Consider the following 17,189-nt stretch of genomic DNA (forward strand, 5'->3'; position numbering starts at 1 on the left):
TAAAATAACTTGGTTTAATATTATGGATGAACTGTTATTTTTATACACACTATTCAATTTATGATTTTTTGTTCATATAAATACGAAAATAGACTCGTTTTTTTAGATAAAGTCTCCAAAAAAATGAGTCTATTTTCATTAATAGGCCTATTATTGACGCGTGTTATTCTAAAAAAATTTCTAAGGTTCCAGTCTTTTTATAAAAGGAATTAATTTATTGAAGTCATTAATTTCTTAACTGTATCGCTTCTACAAATTCTTGAACCTGACTCTGGACGCGATCAATTAAATGCAAATCATTGATCGGATTTTCTGAATTCTGTTTATCTATTTCTTTATCAACAAAATAAATCCCCTGCAGCGGCTCGCCTTTTAATATTGAAATTAATGGTTTAAGCGCATAGTCAATCGCCAATAGATGCCTGTTACTTCCACCAATCATGATTGGCAGCACCGGCTTACCCTTAAAAGCACCTTCTGGCAGCAAATCAATCAATGCTTTCAATACACCTGTATAAGAAGCCTTATAAACCGGTGAACCTATAATGACTCCTCTGGCTGCTTGAATTCTCTCTGAAAGCTTTGAGATATCCTCGCTATTATATTTCCCTTGGAATAAATCATCTGCTGAGAAATCCGTAATCGAGAAATAAGCTGTAGTAAATCCTGCATTTTCGACTAATGATTGAATATGTTTTAGTGAAATGTCCGTTCTTGATGGAATAGCCGGACTTCCTGATAAAATTACGATATCGCTCATTTGATACCCTCCAATGTTACAAGATTTCCAGATATAATTTTCTTAAAGCATTTCGTGAAGTATACATTTATCGTAATTGTCTGAAAAATATAAGTCAAATCTTACACTCTGGACATCTACTCTGAATGAAAAAAGAAACGGTCATATTTACGGCTTGATGCTCATGCCCTTAAATATGACCGTTTCATTATGTATGATTTTGTTTCCCATGAATACCATATACCAAAAGTTGAGCAATGCTCTTAATTCGTTCAGAAGTAAAATATGGCTCCTTTTTTTGTTGATGGATCTCATAATGTGTAGATAAAGCCAATGTGAAAGAAATGATCCCTACATTAAATAAAATAATATCAGAGATATATTGTATCTCTCCGCTATCTATTCTCTTCTGTATTTCAATATGCCTGGCATTTGGCTTGAAAATCTGATCTACATATTGCTTTGAAATATCTTGATCGAATTGTGTTTCCCTAAATAATATCGAAAACTGTTCTTTATTTTCAAGAATTTTTTTTATCATGGTAGTAACATGATTCTCCACTAGATCATCCGTGGATAGATGGCTAGTCCCATCTTCAGATTCCTCTTTTTCATTAGGGGTAATTGTAGCCAAAAGCAAATCTTTTTTGCTGTCAAAGTATTTGTAAATTGTAGCTTCGGAAACATTGCATGCAGAGGCAATTTCATTCGTTCTTGTCATGTCAAAACCTTTAGTGGCAAAAAGAGTCCGGGCTACATTTATGATTCGTTCTTTGGTTTGCTGCCCTTTTTTCAAAAATATCAACCTTCTTTTATAAAGATAAGACCGGTTTCACCCATCTATTTCCCATGATATATCGCTGGTATCAATCGGTCAATATTACCTTTGATCTATTAGAATTCAATATTCCCATATATCATAAATAGAAAACATCATCTGGTTGGGACGATGTTTTCTTAAAATCACTTAAAAGATGCATAGCCATCATCGACCATGACTACACTTCCATTGATCGCATCCGCTTCCTCTAACGATAATAGATAGACGGTATTTGCAATGGCTTCTGGCTTAATCAATTCACCGCGCATTTGACTTGCATTCAATTTATCGATGATTCCCATGTCTTTATAACCTTGTATGATAGGAGTGTCGACCCCGCCCGGCGCAATGCCCACAACGCGTATCCCATGAGCACCCAATTCCAAAGCTGCTGTCTGTGTCATCATTCTTACAGCGCCTTTAGTCGCCTGATAGGCAAAAGTCCCATGGGAAGCTAAGTAGCCAAACACGGAAGCGGTATTTATGATGACTCCCTTGTTACCCAGTTCCTTCATTTTCCGTCCTGCTGCCATGATTCCAAAGGCCACTCCGTGCTGGTTCACCCCAATCGTTTTGTAGTAACCTTCCATATCTTGGTCTAGGATCATACCGCCCGCACCAATGCCGGCATTATTAAACATGATATCGAGCCTTCCGTATGTTTCCACTGCTTTATTGATTAACGATTCAACATCTTCCTGCTTAGAAACATCCGTTTTAACATAAATGGCCACTCCACCATTAGCTGTTATCTGATCAACGGTTTCCCGACCCATTTCTTCATTAAAATCCGCAACAACGACCTTGTCCCCTTTTGCTGCGAATTTCAGGCATGTGGCTCGGCCTATACCGCTTGCTCCCCCTGTGATAACTGCAACTCTTGCTGTCATATACATTCCCCTTCCAAGTAAGTAAGTAAATACTTACTTTTTATTATAAAAGTAAAGAATAGTAAATTCAAGCAATATGTATTTTTATAGAGTTTTGAGCTTTCAAAAGTAAAGCTGTCCTATTAATAGGACAGCTTCATTTGTTTAGCAGGTTTTCAATTCGGCCTTACTTACGGATGTCTTCACCATTTCAATGAAAAGTTGAAGGAAGCGATCATCACCTGTCAATTCTGGATGAAATGCACTTACGAGGACATGGTCTTGTCTCGCAGCCACTACATTCTCTTCATAAACAGCCAATACTTCTACACCTTCTCCAACTTCATCAGCAAATGGCGCCCGGATGAATACTGCCTTATATGGGGCTTCCATTCCTTTGATGGATAGGTCAGCCTCGAAACTTTCCCGTTGACGTCCAAATCCGTTCCTTTTCACAGAAATGTCCATTAGTCCGAGATAGGCCACCTCATCGCCAGTCAATTCATTTGCCGCCAATACCATCCCAGCACATGTACCGAAAATTGGTTTTTTATCTTCGAAGAAAGTTTTGATCGGTTCCATAAATCCATAACGATCCATTAGCTTCCTCATCGTCGTGCTTTCTCCGCCTGGAATGATCAAGCCATCGATTTCCCGCAACTGTTCCGGTTTTTTTACTATAATCGCTTGTTCGCCGGCAGCTTTGATTTGGTTCAAGTGTTCTTCAACCGCTCCCTGTAATCCCAAAACACCAATCGTTATCATATTACCATCCACGTTCCTGCATCCGTTCTGCCGGAGCTAGTTTGGAAATATCAATGCCCTTCATTGCACTGCCCAATTCTTTTGACAACTTGCCAATCAATTCATAATCGGTGAAATATGTAGTCGCTTGAACGATTGCGGATGCGAATTTTTCTGGAGTTTCAGATTTAAAAATACCAGACCCAACGAAAACGCCATCTGCTCCCAATTCCATCATCAATGCAGCATCTGCTGGAGTGGCAATTCCGCCCGCTGCAAAGTTAACTACAGGCAATTTACCTGTGCGTTTGATTTCTCTTAAAATTTCAAAAGGGGCTCCAAGATTTTTTGCCTCTGTCATTAATTCATCATCACTCATGATGCTCACTTTGCGAATCTGTGACTGTACCTTTCTCATATGGCGCACTGCTTCCACAATATTACCTGTTCCTGGTTCTCCTTTTGTACGAAGCATGGATGCTCCTTCACCAATACGGCGCGCAGCTTCGCCTAAATCACGGCAGCCACAAACGAAAGGTACTGTGAAATCACTTTTTAGAATATGGTATTCTTCATCCGCAGGAGTCAGCACTTCACTTTCATCAATATAATCCACTCCCATGGATTCCAGGACCCTTGATTCAACGATATGGCCAATCCTTGCTTTAGCCATGACCGGGATTGAGACTGCATTCATTACTTCCTCGATAATTCTCGGATCTGCCATTCTTGCTACTCCGCCAGCCGCACGGATGTCGGAAGGAACCCTTTCCAATGCCATGACAGCTACCGCACCAGATGCTTCTGCGATTTTTGCTTGTTCTGCGTTAATGACGTCCATGATTACGCCACCCTTTTGCATTTGTGCCATTCCTCTTTTTACTGTGTCAGTTCCTAATAATTTTTCCATTTTTTTCTTCCCCCTAATATTTTCATTTTTTAGATTTGTTAGGCTTAGTATAAAAAAGAGTTGACCACATTGAAAGTGTCAGTTTTAATAAGTTTAATGAGGTCAGTAAAAATTTATCAAAAAGGTGGCAACAAAATGAATATGCTTTCTTGCGATTTAAATCGGTTAAGTGAAGTACCTTTGTACGAACAATTATATTCATATATTAAAAAAGAAATCATTGAAGGCCGTCTTCTTTACGGCACAAAACTGCCTTCCAAGCGGAAATTGGCAGAGTTCCTTCAAATAAGTCAAAATACCGTGGAGACTGCATATGAACAATTGACTGCTGAAGGATACGTAGAAGTCATACCAAGAAAAGGGTACTATATTCAAACTTTCGAGGATTTAGAGTATACACAAACTAACCAAGTATCAGTGGAACAAATCAATCATAAACAAGGGGAATTGCTATATCATTTTCATCCCAGCCAAATTGACACGGAACATTTCCCATTTGAAAAATGGAGAAAATACATGAAAAGCAAAATCGATGAATCACATCAAGATCTTCTTTTACTTGGGGATTCTCAAGGGGAATATGAATTACGATGTGAAATTGCCCATTATTTGTATCATGCACGTGGTGTTCAATGTGTCCCAGAACAGATCATCATTGGTGCAGGAATGGAAATTTTATTACAGCAGCTAGTCCTTCTATTCGATAAAAATGCCATCTATGGTGTTGAAGATCCCGGGTATCACTTGATTCATCGGATTTTACGCAGCTACCCAAATGAAGTCCATCCACTGCAAATTGATGAAGAAGGCGTAAAGGTGAACCAAATTGAAGATTCAAACATCGACGTTGTGTATGTCACTCCCTCACATCACTTCCCCAATGGGACAATCCTATCCGTTAACAGACGGACCCGATTGTTGAACTGGGCTCAAGGGGCAGCAAACCGCTATATTATCGAAGACGATTATGATAGTGAATTTCGTTATAGTGGAAAAACAATTCCTTCCTTACAAAGTATGGATGCTGGTGATAAGGTGATTTATTTAGGGTCATTTTCAAAATCATTGATGCCATCAATTCGGATCAGTTATATGGTTCTTCCCGCTCCATTGTTACAAATGCATCAACAGGAATTGTCTTTTTACCATTCAACCGTTTCACGGATTGATCAGCACGTGTTGACACAGTTCATGAAGAAAGGGGATTTTGAAAAGCATTTAAATCGGATGAGGAAAGTGTACCGTCGGAAGCTGGATAAAGTGATTGATCTATTTAAACCCCATCAACAAATAAAAATCATTGGAGAGCGGTCAGGATTGCATATCGTCCTCATCGTCAAGAACGGCATGGATGAACAGACACTTATTCAAAAGGCAAACGAAGACCAAATTAAAATTTATGGATTATCAACATATTCAATCGAGAAAATTGACGAACATCCTCCAAAAATTATATTGGGCTTTGCAGGGATTCCTGAATCCGAATTGGAAAAAGCCATTCACCTTTTATTGAACTCATGGGGGTTATAAATATAAAGAAGTTCACTGTCGTGAACTTCACGAACTGTAGACAAACTTTCGCTCGAGTTTGTCTACAGTTTTTTTAGCTTTTACATATTGAACGTCGATTTCCACTTCAGGCGCTTGCTTTCCGCCGGCGGTCGGCCCTCCGCTTTTCGCCTGAGGGGTCGTCTCCCCTACGCGCTTTTAGTAGTGGCACGGCATTTCTGACAAGCATATCGTGGAAGATTCAGATCATCTGCGTCATTTTTAAAACCTATATGCGAAACATAAAAAAACGATTGAGTGTGTATTCGTAGATGCAAAAGAAGCAGGATATGCGTAAGACTGCTTTAATGGGACTTAAAAAGAGCCGATGCAAGCGATGCTTACTTTCTCTGCCATAAATTTTAAGAATATGGCCAATTGGACATGGCTAGGTCCAAAAGTGGCTTAACATAGTGGCTCATAGAGCTCCATTTTTTTAACTTTAGGAGATATTTCAATGAAAATGTCAAAAGAGGTTCGGAATGGTCTCATCCTGATTCCCTCTCACGATTGTATCGGGATGATTACCCTGATTTTAATACAAGACTTTTCTTTGTGATGAAATTCGGATTGAATGTCTGGAGCCCAGCCACTGCTTGAAGCTTGCGGTGAGGAGTATTTGGCAGGACGCCGACCTTAAGGGAACGGAATCATCATCCGGACCGCAAAATTTATGCTCCGGGGTTCGAATAATTCGTTGTCGGTCAAATAAAGTGCGGTTTGGACGAAAAACGGCTTCGCTGAAAACAACTGAGAGGTTTTTCAAATAAAAATAATGCAGGCAAACTCATTTTTCTACGAGTTTGCCTGTATTCTGAAAATTTCACTCTTGTGGATTTTTTTAACTTTTAGATAAATACAGTTCCATCATATCTTTTGGTACCATGCTCCCGCCGGTAGCCCAGATGACATGCGTCGACTGGTTCATTTTATCCAGCAGTTTTTGATCCATAAGATATTCCCTTCCTTCTTTAGCTGAAAAAAGTTGTATCGGACCAAATGCTCCTGCTAGGGCAGATGGCTCTAAATAATGGCCTTCCGTCTCTGCCATTTCCTTGAGCAGTTCGAATAACCTTCTATCCTCTATGGTATAGCTCCCGCTTAACATGGTCGTCATTATACTGGAAACCAATGCTGAAGGCCTTCCTACTGCAAGACCATCCGCTTCCGTCTTATTATCGATGCCAAAGTCCTGAACCGAAACTTTGTCATGAAGTCCTGTCATCAATCCGAGCGTCATGCATGGTGAATGTGTCGGCTCTGCAAAAAAACAATGTACATCATCTTCAAAGGCTAACTTGAGCCCATATGTTATGCCGCCTGGCCCGCCGCCGACACCGCATGGTAAGTACACAAACAAAGGATGATCTTCATCTACGGCAATGGACATATCTTTCAATTGTTTCTTCAGTCGCGTTGCAGCTGTCGCATAACCTAGCAGCAGATCCATGGAATTTTCATCATCAATAAAGTGGCAATCGGGATTAAGTGATGCTTCTTTACGGCCTTCTTCTACAGCTTTACTATAATCATCTTCATATTCCTTTACAATGACACCTAGACTTGTTAATTTATCCTTTTTCCACTGTTTGGCATCTGCAGACATATGGACCGTTACTTTAAATCCCAGCTTCGCGCTTATTATCCCAATACTCATTCCTAAATTGCCGGTTGAACCGACAGCAATCGAATATTTTGAAAAAAGCTCCTTATATTCATCACTCGCAAGTATTCCATAATTATCAGTCCGCTTTAAACCGCCATGCTTCATTGCTATTTCCTCAGCACGTTTTAAGACCTCATAAATACCTCCGCGTGCCTTGATTGAACCTGATATAGGTAAATGACTGTCACATTTCAGCAAAAGTTTTCCCGCAATTTTAGTCCCATAGGATTTTTCCAAGTTTTTTTGCATGAAAGGAATCTCTACTAGAGGTGATTCAATGATCCCCTCCATTGGTTCAGTTTCTGGAAATGCTTTAATTATATAATCAGCAAAACTATTTAATCTTTCTTCAGCCGATTTAACTTGTTCAGCTTGGACGATTGGATTTTCTTGTTTGCTACCGTAATCTGGATTCTTCCAGAAGACTTCATTCATCTTTATCACATTATTAAGTATAGGATCTTTCGCTTTCCATTCGTTAATCGATAATCCTGCGATTTTATGCATCTCCTCAGCAGTCCCTCCCCCAAATGTAGTATTCATCATCTACTATAACTCAACAAACGGTAATAAAGATTACACTTTTCACTTTTTTACGAATTATCAGCTTAGAAAGTTAAATTCACTTTTAATTTCCCTCGCACACTATTAATGAACCAAATTTCCTCAGCGTTATTGAGGTCAGCCTTTGAAATGTTTTTTACCTTGATTTCCTTCTTCCTGATCAATTCTTGACGAAATGTTCCTGCAAGCAAACCTGATTCCACCGGAGGGGTATAGAGGTCACCATTTATCTTTACCACTACATTTCCGTTCGTGAATTCCGTAATGTATCCTTCTTCATTCCAAAGCAGAACATCCTGGAAGTCGGGATTATTCATTTGAAAGCCTTCATAGACATCACGATTGGTGGTCTTATGAAATAGAAATGGATTTGCCCTTGATATTGGAGCTTCAGCTAGTATAGCCTTGAATTCTGGATCAAGGGGCTTGATTGCTTGTCCCAAGACTTCAATTTCACCATTTTCATGTAGTAGTACCCTTACTTTTTGCAACGTCCCATTGTTTATTTCCGCATACTTTTGGAGTCGATCTCTAAGATACAATTCAGAGAATCGATAATCGAAGTACTCAGCGGATTGTTTCATCCTGTCGATATGATCATTCAACAAATAATATTCGCCATCGCTGAGCTTTATCGATTCCAATAGTTTGTAAGCAGGCCGTTCAACCGTTAATAATTTGGCTTTTAAAAAGGCTTCGTCATATTCTTCCGATAACTCGGAATCCCAAGTGATCCCCCCGCCAACCCCATACTCGGCTTTCCCTGTTTCCTTATCAATCACGACCGTACGAATCGGCACATTAAAAACGGCTTCGGATTCAGGAGTGATAAACCCGATTGCACCGCAATAAACTTCACGCGGTGAATTCTCGATATCAGCGATGATTTCCATCGTTTTAATTTTAGGTGCCCCTGTTATCGATCCACAAGGAAAAAGGGCCTTGAATATATCAATGATTGTTGTTCCTGGATTCGTATCGGCTGTAATCGTGGATGTCATTTGCCAAACGGTCGGATATTTTTCAATTGCCTTAAGTTGTGGAACTTCGACACTTCCTGGTTCCGCAATCATTCCCAAATCATTTCTTAGCAGGTCCACAATCATGTAGTTTTCAGCTTGATTCTTTTCCGAGGCTGCCAACCATTCAGCATTGAGCTGATCCCCTTTTAGTGTCGTTCCCCGCTTTACCGTTCCCTTCATGGGCCGAGTAATCAGCTGACCATCTTCCCAACGAAAAAACAACTCGGGTGAAGCCGATAGGATTCGATGTGAACCCACGTTCAAATATGCACTATAGTTCGAGCGTTGGGCTCTCTTCAAACGTTCAAAAAAAGCGAAGTCATCTCCTTCGAACTGAGATTGCAAACGCATCGTATAATTGACTTGGTATGTGTTGCCTTTCTTGATTTCTGATTTTATTCTTTGAAATCCAGAACGATAGGCATTTGAATCCGTTTCTGATTGCCATTCAGCTAAATGAAAAGCCCCGGTCACTTTTTCAGGTATTTCCGCTTCCGGTTTATCAAAAATCCCGAACCATAATAATGGCATTTTGGCTCCATCTTTTACTTTAAAGGATTGTTCAAAAGCAGGTGCCGCTTCATAGGAAACATATCCCGCTGCATAATTCCCCTGTTCGATCGCTTCCTGGACTTTTTGGAATTGGGGAATGACATCCTCAATTGAATGGGCGGTGATCACTTTTTTCGGATTCGCAAAATATAGTGGCCTGCTGTCACCTTGTTTATCTGTGAAGTGAAATATTAAGGATAAAGGATCTTCTCGTTTCATTACTCTCTCCTAACTTTGTTTATGAAGCCAATCGGTATGTATTTTTATAAAAAAGCTTGCAGACACGGGATCTGCAAGCTCATTCTTTAACAATTATTTCATTCCAGTAACCTCTGCAATGATTTCATAAGAACGAAGGCGTGCATCCTGATCATAAATGGCAGAGTTTATAATCATTTCATCCGCCTGTGTTTCATTTAAAAATCCCTGCAACTGCTCTTTTACCTCTTTTGGATTACCTATAATGGAAGCGTTCAGCTGCTTCATGACAATGGCTTTTTCATATTCTGTCCAAAGGCCATCCATCGTATCAACTGGAGGAGCTAGTTGACCGGGTGTGTTCCGTATCAAATTCAAAAACTGCTGTTGATAAGATGTAGCATTCCTTTGCGCTTCTTCCGTAGTATCGGCTGCAAAAACATTGATACCAACCATGACATAAGGTTTATCTAGAACGTCGGATGGTTGGAAATTATTGCGGTAGCGGGCTAAAGCCGGTTGAGTATTTTCAGGGGAAAAATGGCTTGCAAATGAAAATGGCAATCCCAGCTGTGCTGATAATGCTGCACTGAACCCACTTGAACCAAGCAGCCAAATCGGGATGTCCTGCCCTTCTCCAGGAATGGCACGAACACGATTATGTTTAGAATCCGCATCTAAATAGCTACGGAGCTGCGCCAATTGTTCAGGGAAATCCTGACCGTTATTACGTACATCACCCCGAAGTGCCATGGCTGTATATTGGTCGCTTCCCGGAGCACGCCCCAGTCCTAAATCTATTCTACCAGGATACATTGCTTCCAATGTTCCAAATTGCTCTGCGATAACCAGCGGTGCATGATTCGGTAGCATTATGCCTCCAGAACCTACCCGAATCTTTTCCGTCCTGCCTGCAACATAGCCTATAAGCACTGACGTTGCAGAGCTTGCAATCCCAGGCATGCTATGATGTTCTGCAACCCAGAAACGGTTGTAATTCCATTGCTCTGCATGTTTAGCTAATTCTACTGTATTTTTAAAAGCTCCCGAAACTGTGCCACCTTCAACAATAGAAGCCAGGTCCAGAACGGAAAAAGAAATGTCGCCAAGTTTTTTTGCATATTGATCAGCATTCATATCTTCATCTTCTTTCTTTCAATTATGATAAATCGGACGCAAAGCCATCATATAGAAAATACACAAAAAATGCACATAAAATGCTTAAGGATTAACTGTTAAGAATTTCCCTGGCAATCAATCGAAACGAATTAAGCCGATCCTCCAACTTATGAGTGATGGTTATCAACATGATTTCATCTGCCTGATATTTCTCCTGAATCGTCAATAGGCGATCCTTAACTTGTGAAGGGGTACCAAGAATCAGTTTTTTATGCATGGTTTCCATCTGTGTTTTTTCTTTTTCAGTCCATTCATGATTCCTTACTTCTTCTATGCTTGGAACTTGCTTTCTTTCCCCATGTCCACTTTGAATTTTCCACAGGGTGTTGCTGAGGGAGATTTCTTTCGCATATTCTTCCGTTTCAGCACAAATGGCCGATACCGTAATAATCGTTTTAGGTGCTTTGAGTATCCCTTTTGTTTGAAAGTGCTCACGATACTGTTTAATACTTTGCACGCCATCATTTTCGCTCATGAATTCCCCAAACGCGTATGCAGTTCCATTCTCAGCGGCTAGTTTTGCACTTTTCCCGCTTGTTCCCAATATCCATGGTTCAGGGGATAGCATGGGGATAGGAGCAGCAGAGACATTTGAAAACGGATGTTCTTTCGGAAATTCATCTCTTAGAAAATTCAACAATTCTTGAACAAGTTCGGGCATTTTATATACATTTTGAAGGAAATTATCGGATAAGGCCATCGTTGCTTCGGCAGATCCACCAGGAGCACGTCCCATTCCGATATCAATCCGGCCTGGAAAAAGCGTGGCTAGCATATTATATGTCTCTGCTATTCGGTATGGCTTATAATGTGGAAGCAGTACTGCCCCTGATCCAATCCGGATATTTTTTGTTTGTGAACCAATATAGCTTATCAAAACCTCTGGAACAGAACAGGCCAAGCCAGGCAAATCATGATGTTCAGTAAACCAGATTCTGCTATAACCCAGCCTATCTCCTTCTTGAGCTAGTTGAAGTGAAGCCTGCAAAGCTTCTTGTGCTGATTGCCCGGATGCAATCGGGGATTGATCCAATATGCTCAATTTCAATTCGTTACCTCCTTTCTTGGCTTTCGTAACTTAATCGTAAATCATAACCAGCCGAAAGTCGCCTGAAACGCTTGCTTTGTTGTTTAGTTTGCAGCCTTTAGCAGAAAATATAAGGAGTTGAATCCAAATTAGGGAGTATAAGTGAATTTTATATTCTAGCGAGGTGTTTGGTTTAATACACTAAGGACGCAAGTGGCTCAAATGGTCATCATTTATTCTAGCGAGGTCCTTTTAGGGATTTATGTAAAAAAGAAAAGCCCTTATAAGGGGCTTTCCAAAGCTATTCACTTTTTTTGAATTGAGATAGTAATTCATCTGCCATGATTTTTGAATCCAAACGAGCCGCTATATATGGGGGCTGAACCCGATTATTGGACTCCACGGGCAAACCTAGCCAAATAACTCGATGATCAAAGATGATAAAGGCAAAGGAAATAGGGGAACAAATAAAATGATCCGAGTTGATATCAGGATTTCTTTTTGCTGATATGATCGTCAATTTCACTGCAGGGTTCCGTTTCATTAAATATTGCTGCCATTCTTCTGACAAACTGTTCAAATCCGGTACAGCGATAACCATGTCATGTTTTGTTGTTTCAATATCTTCCTGAAAGTCCCCCAATTTACGGGCATGCATCCATCGTAATTTCGGGTGCTGGTGGTTAACCCATTTTCCAATGTCTTTCTTTGATACAATCTGATCATTTTGAATTTGATGATCGACAAGCTGACGAAGTGTTTTACTGCGATAAACGTGTTTGTTAACAAACGAAGTGTCACATACATGTACGAACTTACCTTTAGTCCTTGTTATTGCCACGTTAATCAGCCTTTCACTTTCTCTCCCTGTCAATAACATTCCAGCCCTGTTTTGCGGATAACTATCTACTGTGTCAAAGATCATCATCTCACGTTCACTTCCCTGGAAACGATGAACAGTTGCAGCGATGATATCCGCAGTTTGCCGTTCTTTTTCATATAAGTCATCCAATAGCTTTTCCATCAATTCTGCCTGAGCCCGATATGGTGCGACATAACCAATTGACCTTGAACCGCCCACATAAGCTTCATGAATCAACTGAAAAGATAAAAGCAATTGCCATAAATTCATTCTCGAGTGGGATGTCCGTTCAGTGATGCAATATTCCCCTGCTAAGCTAGTATCAAGAAGTGCCGATGCCCTATTGGCAAACGGTTCCGCCAGCATTATGCCCTCCCTGCTAGTTGCAACACTTTTATGATCGCCAACAAAATTGTTATAGACGACACGATTAGTGAATGCTGAAATATCCGGATGCATGCGGCGTTGTTCCTTTAATAGGAATAGATGGGGATGGAGTTCTCCTTCTTCAACAGACTGGGCGACACCGGCCCGATGAAATATGTCTTCCTTCAGCCAAAGTTTCACGAGGGAATCACGAGCCGAAGCAATGGGCGGCAATTGTTTGAAATCACCACAAACGATAATATGCTTGGCTAACGCTGCAGCAAAAGCCACCTGAGGAACGTAAGCCATACTCGCTTCATCCAAGATGACCAGATCATACTCCTTTTGATAAACCGTTTCGTCATTTGCGGCTTTAGCTAAGGTCGTCCCGATTACTTTTGCTTCTTTTACGAATTGAATCTCTTTTTGGCGGATTTTCTCCAATACTTTGGCCAGCTTTTTCTCTATCTCAATTAACTGATCCGTATCCCTTTTACTGAAGGAACCTGCCAAATCATATTTTAATAGACGTTTTTCTTCGCCAAGTTCTTCTTTTTCTTTAATTAATGTCGGTTCATGTTTACCTAATAATTGCCCCGTAACAATATCATCATGGATAGCTAGTGATTCACCGATTTGAGATCCATAGCGAAGCACATCGCCTTCTTTGAAACGATCTTTCTTTTTTATGAATGATGAAATTTCAGCCATCAAAACATCTACAGCCTGGTTGCTATGGGACAAAACCAGAACTTTTTTAGCTTGTAAATAATGATTGGCTACTGTACGAGCCAAAGTATAGGTTTTTCCTGTTCCAGGCGGTCCCCAAACAAAAGTGACAGGATTGAACTTCGAGCGGGAATATAATTCTTTCACACTGCTTTGTTTTTCAGTTAAAGGATGTTTTTGCGGCATGGACGGATCCATCAGGCGCTTGATTCGAAGCCTTTTCCTTTTACTCCTCTTGATTTCATCCAAGCGGATAATCAATTGCTCCAGCAATTCCCAGGGATCATGGTATAAAAAGGCTTCACTGATGATATCGCCTAACGAGCGATCAAAAACAATGATTATACTTTTCCCTTCCGATGAGAGGATCCTTCCATCCTGTTTAATCCCTCCCCATTCAAGTCGAACGAGGGAACCGACAGGGATTTTTACCGATGAACCTGTTTCAAAATAATAGTTGAAGGAACCGTCGCTTGTAAGCAGATGGCCGTTCGAAACCAAGTATTTTGTGCTGCCATATTTTTTCAAATGCAGGATTTCAAGTTGAAGTGCCTGCTGCCATTCTTTTATATAATTAACTGTCGAATTCATTTTTCACTTTCCTCACAAAATATGCCATTGTAGTACGAAGAAACTGGCCCATTGGCTAGGCTCCGATGTTGAAAATAACGCTGTCATCATGACTTTTTTCGCGAAATACCTGTTTCTTTTGCATATAAAATAAGGCCCAATCTATTGATTGGGCCTTTCATACGCCAATGTTTTAACTATAGCATTTTTTATAACATCATACCATGGGCTCTTTTGGAAAAAATGGTTTAGATTAGCCTTCTGTCAACTCACTGAATTGGTCGACGAGATCACTGAAAATCTTCATTGCATTTTCGATCGGCTCAGGTTTCGTTAAATCCACTCCTGTTTTCTTAAGCAGCTCCAATGGGAAATCGGAACTCCCGCTTTTCAAGAAAGTCAAATAACTTTCAAGTGTTTTTTTGTCCCCAGAAAGGATCTTATCAGCGATCGTAATGGCTGAAACGTAACCAGTAGCATATTTGTAGACATAAAACGGACGATAAAAGTGTGGGATGCGTGACCAGCCATACTTCACTTCTTCATCGAAACTTATTTCATCTCCATTATATGCACGAAATATCGTTTCATAGGCTGTATTAAAAACCTCGGCATTTAGAGGTTCTTCATTTTCAGCTTTTTCATGTACAATCTTTTCGAACTCCGCAAACATCACTTGTGTGAAGAATGTCCCTTTAAAACTATCTATGAAATGGTTAAGTAAATGTTTTTTCTTTTGTACGTCTTTTGTTGTCTTAATTAAATGGCGAATCAAAAGGATTTCATTCACAGTGGAAGCAACCTCAGCGACAAAAATGGAATACCCAGCACTTATTTGCGGTTGGTATTTTGAGCTATAGTATGAGTGCATGCCATGTCCAGATTCATGTGCAAGTGTAAATACACTGTCTAAATCATCACGATGATTTAATAGGATGAAAGGGTGAACACCATAAAGTCCTAAATTGTAAGCACCTGAACGTTTTCCAGGTGTTTCCCTGACGTCGATATACCTGTTTTCCTTAAAGGTTTTAAGGATTGTGATATACTCTTCGCCAAGTGGCTTTAGTGCCTCCACCATCAAAGCAAAACCATCATCGTAAGAAATCTCCTCTTTAGCCCCTTCGACTAATGGTACACTTAAATCATAAGCACGTAATTCTTCTACACCCAGCAATTTTTTTCTTAAATGAATGTATTTATGCATGGGTCCGATATTTTGCTTAGTAGACATAATCAAATTATCATAAACCTCTTTTGGAACTTGATCTCCAAATAAGGATTTTTCCAAGGCAGATGGATAATTTCTCAGCTTTGAAAGATTCACATTATTTTTGATTGCCGTTGCAAGTGTGGAAGCGATTGTATTCTTCAATTGTACATATGGCTGATAATATGCGAAATAAGCCTCTTTTCTTTTATCCCGATCATCATCTTCAATCAATTTGGAATACATTCCTCGCGTCAGCTCTACCCTCTCGCCGTCTTCATTCGTAACTTCCCCAAATTTTATATCCGCATTGTTGATCATTCCGAACGTTTTTTGTGGAGCTGAAAAGGCTTCGCCTATTTGCGAAAGTACTTCTTCTTGTTCTTTCGTTAATACATGGGCTTTATAGCGGAAGGAATCCAATAAATCCTCTTCAAAATATTTCAAACCCTCGACTTCTTTTATGTACCCTTTTAATGTTTGTTCTTCCAGGCTTAGAAGAAACGGCATGAAGAATGCAGATGCATTACTTATTTTCTGCCCTAACTTACCAGCTCGATCCAGCAATGCTTGTGATGAGGTGACCCGTGTATCCAAATCGGCTTGAAGCATGGCAAATACATATAGCTTGTTATAAATGTAGCCAACTTCCTCACTTAACCGTAAATACTCGAATAAATCTTGGGCTGACTGAATATGGCCATCGTAAGTTTTTAATTTTTCTGTCATCTTCAGGACTTCTTGATAATCTTTTTCCCAATTAGCCTGATCTTCGTAAATATCCTTTAAATTCCAAGTTTCTTCTATCTTTAATTCGTCACGTGATTTAAACGTTTGCATATCCTCTGCACTTCCTTTCATGCTTATAGCTTACCCTTTATTATAATCGACTTTCAGAAAAATCTGCATAGAAAAACCAGTATGCTAAAAATACATACTGGTTTTCCTTTTAAAAAATTAGAATCTTGCTGCAGTTTCAGCAACTTTCGCCAATCCTTCTGCAACGATATCCTGTGAGCGATCTGGATATTGATTATGTCCCTCGATTACGACCGTTTCTGGGTTTTTAATGCCCCATAAGTTTAGATTCATCGTTACGTATTTCTCAGCCATTTCGCCAGCTTCCATTCCAGGCAATGCATAATCGGATCCGCGTGCATTAAGTAAGGCCACTTTTTTATCTCCAGCTAAGCCAACTGGGCCTTCAGCTGTATATTTGAATGTTGTTCCCGCTTGGGCAAGATAAGAAATATAAGTTACCAATGGTGCCGGAACCGTTGCGTTCCATAGCGGGAAGGCAAATACTACTTTATCGGCAGCAAGGAATTGATTCAAGTATTGTTGCACGATATCAGCAATTTCCACTTCTTCTTCAGTCAATTCCATGCCTTGGTTGCGTTTATATAAGGCAGTGATTGCAGTATTTCCGTAATAAGGCAAATTCAATTCAAATAAATCCAATTCAGTTATTTCATCGCTACTATTAGCTTCCTTATATGCGTTCAAAAACGTTTCATACATTTTGACACTGATAGCTTGATCCGCTGGGCGGTCATTTGATTTAACAAACAATACTTTAGACATTTTCGTTCCCCCAATTGTTAATTTTGTATA

General features: G+C 39.9%; 13 protein-coding genes. 1 reads left to right on the forward strand and 12 read right to left on the reverse strand.

Features of this window, described 5'->3' with window-relative positions:
* Positions 1 to 226: 226 nt before the first annotated feature.
* The 5 genes from ssuE to pdxS form a co-directional block, all read right to left on the reverse strand.
* Positions 227 to 760 carry an NADPH-dependent FMN reductase gene (gene ssuE, locus OTG27_RS22840; RefSeq protein ID WP_268938236.1) on the reverse strand — a complete coding sequence of 178 codons (534 nt, stop codon included), beginning with the start codon at positions 758 to 760 and terminating at the stop codon, positions 227 to 229.
* Positions 761 to 947: 187 nt separating this feature from the next.
* Complete coding sequence (locus tag OTG27_RS22845; protein WP_034306949.1) at positions 948 to 1,535, reverse strand: TetR/AcrR family transcriptional regulator; 588 nt, start codon at positions 1,533 to 1,535, stop codon at positions 948 to 950.
* Positions 1,536 to 1,702: 167 nt separating this feature from the next.
* Positions 1,703 to 2,449 carry an SDR family NAD(P)-dependent oxidoreductase gene (locus OTG27_RS22850; RefSeq protein WP_268938237.1) on the reverse strand — a complete coding sequence of 249 codons (747 nt, stop codon included), beginning with the start codon at positions 2,447 to 2,449 and terminating at the stop codon, positions 1,703 to 1,705.
* Between the two features lie 144 nt (positions 2,450 to 2,593).
* Entirely contained in the window at positions 2,594 to 3,193 is a 600-nt protein-coding gene (gene pdxT, locus OTG27_RS22855) for a pyridoxal 5'-phosphate synthase glutaminase subunit PdxT (protein ID WP_063576142.1), read from the reverse strand.
* Position 3,194: 1 nt separating this feature from the next.
* Positions 3,195 to 4,082 carry a pyridoxal 5'-phosphate synthase lyase subunit PdxS gene (gene pdxS / locus OTG27_RS22860; protein WP_268938238.1) on the reverse strand — a complete coding sequence of 296 codons (888 nt, stop codon included), beginning with the start codon at positions 4,080 to 4,082 and terminating at the stop codon, positions 3,195 to 3,197.
* Between the two features lie 135 nt (positions 4,083 to 4,217).
* Here pdxS and pdxR point away from each other — a divergent pair, with 135 nt between their 5' ends.
* Complete coding sequence (gene pdxR, locus OTG27_RS22865) at positions 4,218 to 5,612, forward strand: MocR-like pyridoxine biosynthesis transcription factor PdxR (RefSeq protein ID WP_268565908.1); 1,395 nt, start codon at positions 4,218 to 4,220, stop codon at positions 5,610 to 5,612.
* 859 nt (positions 5,613 to 6,471) lie between these two features.
* Here the strand turns inward: pdxR and OTG27_RS22870 are convergent.
* The 7 genes from OTG27_RS22870 to OTG27_RS22900 form a co-directional block, all read right to left on the reverse strand.
* A complete protein-coding gene (locus OTG27_RS22870; protein WP_268938266.1) occupies positions 6,472 to 7,803 on the reverse strand; it encodes a D-serine ammonia-lyase in 1,332 nt (443 codons plus the stop codon).
* 101 nt (positions 7,804 to 7,904) lie between these two features.
* On the reverse strand, positions 7,905 to 9,653 hold the full coding sequence (gene pabB, locus OTG27_RS22875; RefSeq protein WP_268938239.1) for an aminodeoxychorismate synthase component I: 1,749 nt from the start codon (positions 9,651 to 9,653) through the stop codon (positions 7,905 to 7,907).
* 93 nt (positions 9,654 to 9,746) lie between these two features.
* A complete protein-coding gene (locus OTG27_RS22880; RefSeq protein ID WP_268938240.1) occupies positions 9,747 to 10,769 on the reverse strand; it encodes an LLM class flavin-dependent oxidoreductase in 1,023 nt (340 codons plus the stop codon).
* A gap of 91 nt (positions 10,770 to 10,860) precedes the next feature.
* A complete protein-coding gene (locus OTG27_RS22885) occupies positions 10,861 to 11,859 on the reverse strand; it encodes an LLM class flavin-dependent oxidoreductase (RefSeq protein ID WP_268938241.1) in 999 nt (332 codons plus the stop codon).
* A gap of 280 nt (positions 11,860 to 12,139) precedes the next feature.
* Positions 12,140 to 14,386 carry an AAA domain-containing protein gene (locus OTG27_RS22890; protein ID WP_268938242.1) on the reverse strand — a complete coding sequence of 749 codons (2,247 nt, stop codon included), beginning with the start codon at positions 14,384 to 14,386 and terminating at the stop codon, positions 12,140 to 12,142.
* Positions 14,387 to 14,618: 232 nt separating this feature from the next.
* On the reverse strand, positions 14,619 to 16,415 hold the full coding sequence (gene pepF, locus OTG27_RS22895) for an oligoendopeptidase F (protein WP_034311115.1): 1,797 nt from the start codon (positions 16,413 to 16,415) through the stop codon (positions 14,619 to 14,621).
* A gap of 117 nt (positions 16,416 to 16,532) precedes the next feature.
* Complete coding sequence (locus OTG27_RS22900) at positions 16,533 to 17,159, reverse strand: FMN-dependent NADH-azoreductase (protein WP_187049447.1); 627 nt, start codon at positions 17,157 to 17,159, stop codon at positions 16,533 to 16,535.
* Between the last annotated feature and the right edge of the window lie 30 nt (positions 17,160 to 17,189).

Source organism: Peribacillus sp. AS_2 (assembly GCF_026891895.1).
GTDB classification, from domain to species: Bacteria; Bacillota; Bacilli; order Bacillales; family DSM-1321; genus Peribacillus; species Peribacillus frigoritolerans.

Coding starts and splice junctions, on each gene's coding strand:
- pdxR (WP_268565908.1), top strand. CDS start 4,218: ATGAATATGCTTTCTTGCGATTTAAATCGGTTAAGTGAAGTACCTTTG.
- OTG27_RS22900 (WP_187049447.1), bottom strand. CDS start 17,159: ATGTCTAAAGTATTGTTTGTTAAATCAAATGACCGCCCAGCGGATCAA.
- pepF (WP_034311115.1), bottom strand. CDS start 16,415: ATGCAAACGTTTAAATCACGTGACGAATTAAAGATAGAAGAAACTTGG.
- OTG27_RS22850 (WP_268938237.1), bottom strand. CDS start 2,449: ATGACAGCAAGAGTTGCAGTTATCACAGGGGGAGCAAGCGGTATAGGC.
- pabB (WP_268938239.1), bottom strand. CDS start 9,653: ATGAAACGAGAAGATCCTTTATCCTTAATATTTCACTTCACAGATAAA.
- pdxS (WP_268938238.1), bottom strand. CDS start 4,082: ATGGAAAAATTATTAGGAACTGACACAGTAAAAAGAGGAATGGCACAA.
- OTG27_RS22870 (WP_268938266.1), bottom strand. CDS start 7,803: ATGCATAAAATCGCAGGATTATCGATTAACGAATGGAAAGCGAAAGAT.
- OTG27_RS22890 (WP_268938242.1), bottom strand. CDS start 14,386: ATGAATTCGACAGTTAATTATATAAAAGAATGGCAGCAGGCACTTCAA.
- ssuE (WP_268938236.1), bottom strand. CDS start 760: ATGAGCGATATCGTAATTTTATCAGGAAGTCCGGCTATTCCATCAAGA.
- pdxT (WP_063576142.1), bottom strand. CDS start 3,193: ATGATAACGATTGGTGTTTTGGGATTACAGGGAGCGGTTGAAGAACAC.
- OTG27_RS22880 (WP_268938240.1), bottom strand. CDS start 10,769: ATGAATGCTGATCAATATGCAAAAAAACTTGGCGACATTTCTTTTTCC.